Origin of the sequence: Alkalibaculum sporogenes, assembly GCF_009362815.1 — a bacterium.
In the GTDB taxonomy this organism is placed as follows: Bacteria; Bacillota; Clostridia; order Eubacteriales; family Alkalibacteraceae; genus Alkalibaculum_A; species Alkalibaculum_A sporogenes.
The window spans coordinates 1-5,280 of the sequence record NZ_WHNX01000067.1 but is presented as its reverse complement, the minus strand read 5'-3'; the positions used below and the strand labels follow the sequence as shown (position 1 = coordinate 5,280).

General features: G+C 36.4%; 2 protein-coding genes. Both read right to left on the bottom strand.

The window, feature by feature from the left end:
* Positions 1-4,313 (bottom strand): prenyltransferase/squalene oxidase repeat-containing protein (locus GC105_RS16445; RefSeq protein WP_152807014.1); only part of this gene is annotated, 4,313 nt, incomplete at its 3' end.
* Between the two features lie 870 nt (positions 4,314-5,183).
* Complete coding sequence (locus GC105_RS17755; RefSeq protein ID WP_425481546.1) at positions 5,184-5,267, bottom strand: LPXTG cell wall anchor domain-containing protein; 84 nt, start codon at positions 5,265-5,267, stop codon at positions 5,184-5,186.
* Positions 5,268-5,280: the final 13 nt, after the last annotated feature.

Here is a 5,280-nt window from a genome sequence, read left to right as displayed (position 1 = left end):
ATTTCTTTTCGTAAGTTTTGAATTGCTTCACTTTCTGTACTTTCTTCTTCATTATCGGTACTGCTATCACCTGTGCTAGTACCACCTGTACTTCTATTTCCCGATAAAGTTGTTTCATTCTTTGTGCTACCAGTATTTGTATTAGTGTTTTTACCAGTATTGACCTTTGTATTGGTGTTTTTACCGGTACTGGTGTTTTCATTCTTTTTGTCGTCGTCTTTCTTACCGTCATTTGTGTTATCTTGGTCTTTTTTTGGTTCGTAGGTAATTGTGTAGGTTTTTTCTACCTTATTGCCATTTTCATCTACGGCACTAAGGGTGATTGTATTTTTTCCTTCTTTTAGTGTGACACTATAGTTGTTGTTATCACCTTTAATTTCTTTACCATTTCCCTTGACTATTACAGGAACTGCTCCATCTACATCATCTAAAGCATGAGCTGTAAAGCTGTAACTAGACGTTTGCACTGTTTTATTTTTTAAACTAGTGGTAATCACTGGTGGTATTGAATCTCTAAAGCTTATTTCTAGGAATGAATATACAGATGTCTTTCCCTCATTATATTTTTCTCCTGCTTTTACATATTTGTCGTATGCCAATAACCCTAAATAACCTTGCTCAGTAGCAATATTGTTTTTCCCATCATTTTTTACATGACTGAAAGATCCATTTTCATTTTGCAAGTTTAACAAGGCATCTAATAGATTTTTTCCACCCTTGGTGAAATCTTTTCCTGTAGGATCTATACCATTGGCACACAATGCAATAATGGTTTGTGATACCGCTTCACTATTGACAGTTTCTGAAGATCCAAAACCTCCATCTGTTTGTTGTTTTTTTGAAAGCCAATCTATCCCTTTATTTACCGCTTCTTTTACTTTTGTTTTATCATGATAAGGAGCTAACGCTTGTAAGGTCATTGCAGTGATATCTACATCACTGGTTCCTAAAGAACTTAAGTCCCAGCCTCCGTCACTATTTTGTTTCTCTAACAAGTAGTTTATCATCCAATCCCTGCTATATCTCGCGCTTTTGGGAATTTCATAATTCTTAGTATCCATGGCGATTAACCCATAAATGACGCCGTTGATTCCTTGGAAAGTAATGTCCCTGTTGTAATCATCTATATAAAAGTTATAGACCCTCTCAACTAAGTTTTGCCCTCCTATAGAGGTAGGATTTCCCCCTGCTGCCACTACAGACAAAATCTGTCTTTCATGATCTGTTACCTTTTCAGCTTTGGTGTTAACAGTATCTTTAAAATAATCCATTATCTCGTTAGATAGGTTTTTTAAGTAGTTGGTAGGGATTTTCCCCTCAGCGTTTGCTAAACCTACAACGACCCAGTCAGAAATATAACCACTATCCTGAATATATTTAGTCGTTTTTGTAATACTTTCTCTCACCTTATTAATTATAGGAAGTGTATCTTTGTCTATAAACGTGGCACTCAGCTTGTGATTAGAAGTCACATTCATAATTATATATTTTCCATTACTATGTTTAATTTCATTACCATCAAGATAAATTTTATCAATCCTATATCCAAAATCCGGTGTATATAATACCTCAACGTTTTCACCTTCAGTCACAGAAATATTCCCTTCAGGCGATACAGTTCCACCATATCCAGCATCTAGAGTAATTGTATAAATTTCTGGTGTTTTAACAAAATCTAAATGATACTCGATACTTTCACTTCCTAGGGTAGATGTTATGTTTACTTTATCCCCTACTTTAGCAATGTAATCCCCATTTTCATCAGGATTTATGCCAGATACTACAACATTAGCCAAAGGATCCATCTTATCAAAATGAATCGTTATTTGCTTTTCGTCCATAGGTACTTGTACTGTATAACTTGTTACATCAGGATTAAATTCTAAGGTACTAGAAGATAAAGTAATATTCCTAAGCTTTGGTGTAGGTGGGATCACAGTTACAGGTATCTCTACAGGTACGCTGTTGACACCCTTTACTCCCTTGAGTAGTATTGATGATAGAGTCGCAGTCATGGTAACCCGTTCACTGGTGGTCGTTGGTCGCTTAACAGAACCATAAGTAGCGATTATATTCGAATTGCTACTTGCCCATTCGATGGATATCCCCTTTTCCCCACTATTAGATGTAGCATAGGTACAACTTCCATTGCCATCAACATATCCTCGGTAAACCATCTGGAGATTAGTAGTAATATAGTTTGGATCAGTATTCTTATCTTTGATGGTGTTAAAAGAAAGATCTTCTGCTATCTTCTCAATATACGCATTTTCATCATCTATTTCAGACTGGGTGACTGGTAATACTACCGTATCTAATTGGAGGGTATCCGTATAACCAGCTTTTGATATAGTCGCAATCAGCTTTCCTGTTGCACTTTCACTCTTTACCTCTGGTCTAGTGACTTTACCACGGAGAGTATTTACAGTAATAGCAGGATTAGTCGAGGACCATTCTACATTTACATTTGATACTCCCGTTTGATTGGAATTATTACTTGTGAGTTGAAGATCGTAGTCAATCTTTGATAGGTCTGCCAACTCCCCTGTATCTATGTCCTTTATTTTGTTGGTGTTTTGTATGTAATTTTTCACAATGGCTACATCATTCACTGCAGCATCGTATTCAGCTTGTGAAAAAGACTTAACTGTAAGTGTAAGACTCGTAGTTCTACTCTGTGCTTCTCCTGGATAACCATACATTTCCATATAAGGTCCAGGTGAAACTGTAGCAGTTAATGTCACAATTTCATCAGGTTCGTTACGCTTTGGTCGTGTTACAGATCCGGTATTACTAATTACACTTGTATTAGATGACTCCCATGATATATCAGTAGCATAGGAATCACCGGTTCTCGGCAAGGATACATTAGTAGTGACATGATCTTGATCAGTATTACTCCCTTTAATTTTTGTCCAGGTAAGTTTTGCTGTATCATTATCGACTGTTTCTTGTGCAGTTAGGATATGGGCTGGTATTGTCACTTTGACAGTGCCCGTATCGCTTTTTCCTAGAAGAGAAATAGAGAACGTCACTTCTTTATTTCGGGATGCCGTGGACCCATAAGTAATGTCTCCATCTATAGAAACTTGTGGTTGATTCGAAACCTCTGTCAAGGCCACCGTACTACCTAGTACTACATTATTAGCTCTTTCCTGCAGTATGGCAGTTAGGTTTGTATCTTTCCCTTCTTTTGCCGTAACAGTACTGCTACTAATGGCCGTCTTTATGGATAGAATGGCATCATTTATTTCATTTTCAGTATAAGCTTTTACCGTGACAGGAAAAGATCTTGTATCTTTTTGTAAACCTTTTTCAATGGTAGCTGTAAGAGTCACTTGTTTATCTACTGCTCCCCTCGTTACCCTCCCATCACTCGTAACAACAGAATCACTGCTCGTCCATGTAATGATTGTCTTTCCACTTGCTCCTACGGTTGGAAGGGTAAGATTTGAAGCTGTTTCTGCAACTACATTTAATGCTGCCTTATCAGAAGCGACAATGGCTAGATCCGAGTCATCCTCAGATTCAGTAACGATTACTTGTGCGTAAGATCTAGAGATATCATTTCTCTTTGCACTGATTGTATATGTACCAGGAGAATTAAAACTAATAGTGGCTCTGCCCTCACTATTAGTGACAATATTTGTTTCAATGGTTGCAGATTCACCATTCTTAGAAGAAATTAGAGTTGCTCCAGATAAGGGAACGCTATCATCTACACCCATTGTACTCTTTCCAAGAAGTGTCACATTTACTGCTTCCCCTTGTTCTGCTGTAAGTTTTTGATTTTGAAAATACGCATAGTAATTTGTTCCTGGATATTTCATTGCATAAAGCGTGATCACATCTCCATTTTTCAAAGGACACTCTGTCATACTGTAGCCATATTCGCTTCCTTCTGGAGCAGGATATCTATCATTTACCATAAACATCCAAAAACGGCTGGCATCTATAGAGTCTGATCCGTCAGCATACATTCCACATATTTTTGAAAAATTGGAATACTGTATCTCTAACAGAGAACTCATCTCTGAAGGTGTAGTCCCCCATTCATCCATTAAATACTGTGCCATAGCATGAACTGGAGTGTTAAATCCAGGGTCAGCTTGTCCACTTATACCGTATTCTTCAAAGGATTTATTTGATGACGGTAAAGTTACCTCTGTGAGGGGAACTATCGTTGAGTCCATCAGTTCAACTCTTACCTTGACGGTAATATCATCACCGTGATTAGCGAAAACAGGTTGGAAACAACTTAGGATCATAATAATAGCTAACAGAAAACTTACAATTCTTTTTCTTCTTTTCATTGCTGTATACACTCCTTTTTTTACTCTATTTACTAAACAAATATTAGCTAGAGCATTTATTATCCTATTTATATTGTGAGAACATAAATATCACAAGTTACATCTTAGTAATAACAGTATCATCTCTTCATAAGCAAACTAGCATCAAAATTTTACTTTGGTACTTAGTAGGAAAGTGCTACTTTTCTTTTTTTCATCCTGAGTGAAATATCGTGTAGTTGAAAGATCTCCATTTTTAACTACACGATATTTCCGCGATCAACGGGACACCGTGACACTCCGCAAAAGCTACGCTTAATATGACAAGCAGATATATAACGCATCCAGAACGCTCTTCTTGACAAACAAAAAAGGCACAAATAATCGTACCCGTCATCATCGTTAACTGATTCGTTAACAATAAACTAACTTGATACATTTATTCGTGCCTCCGGTTATCCGGTCAGCCCTTCATTAATTGCCTGTACATAATCAATGAAAGTATTCTTATTATCAGATCGTTAAAAAATTTTATAATATTTGCTCTTTAAAATAATACAAGAACTTTCCCTTAAATACAATGCAAGCATTTTTATTAGCAAACTTACAAATTATATTATATCACATCAATTTATATGGGACAAACACTAAATTAGGCATTTGAGCCCATTATAAAATTTACTAATATCTGATCCTTTGGGGATAAACCTTCTATAATAGTATCAGACTAATTTTTGATAATGTGTAGTAGTTATTGACAAGCATTAGGAACCGTCCGAGACCAGTGAAAAGCTAGCTTTTCACTGGTCTCAAACCGTCCTTATTGCTTTGGGAATATCCAAAAACAGCGCCTATAGGACGCCGTTTTTAGTTTAGTAAATTTGTTTTAAATTAACTTTGTTGTTTCTTTTTGTTGTATAACACGAATACTAGTACCCCTAAGGCTAGTAGGACTCCTCCTATTATTAGGATCATAGGCATGTTACTT